Raw genomic sequence first — 488 nt, forward strand, 5'->3', positions numbered from 1 at the left:
CGACGGCGCGGCCGATGCGCGCCGGATCAGGGACGTGAGCACGAAAGCTTCCTCGACAGTCGGATCAATGGGCACGTCATCGCCGCGGCGCGCGGCTGACAGGCGGCTGCGGTCGATTCTAGAGGGCGCCCGACGAACCGGTCAATCGGGAGGCCCCGCAGGCCATCGCAGCCGCTGGTCCGACCAATCTCATGACGCGTCGCCGCTGCGCTCGAAATGGCTGCGCACGTAGTCGATGTGCGTCTGCATCGCGGTGCGCGCCTCTTCGGGGCGGTGCGCGCAAATCGCGTCGCACACCACCCGGTGCTGCAACAGGAGCAATTCGGATGCCTGCTCGTCCTCCGTCGTCATCCCGGCCACGTTGATCGAAATATGCTCGCGCAACATTCCGATCACGCTCGTATGCAGGTGCAGGAACATCGTGTTGTGCGACGCGAGCGCGATCGCCTCGTGCAGCTTCGCATCGGTCGCGGCTTCGACGGCCGCAT

General features: G+C 66.2%; 1 protein-coding gene. It reads right to left on the minus strand.

Annotation, left to right across the window (positions count from 1 at the left end; translation table 11 throughout):
* Positions 1–189: 189 nt before the first annotated feature.
* Positions 190–488, minus strand: a 299-nt coding sequence (locus tag A9Z05_RS03165) for a FadR/GntR family transcriptional regulator (protein ID WP_141723332.1), incomplete at its 5' end; no start/stop codon positions are given.

Source organism: Burkholderia sp. A2 (assembly GCF_001729305.1).
Taxonomy (GTDB): Bacteria; Pseudomonadota; Gammaproteobacteria; order Burkholderiales; family Burkholderiaceae; genus Burkholderia; species Burkholderia sola.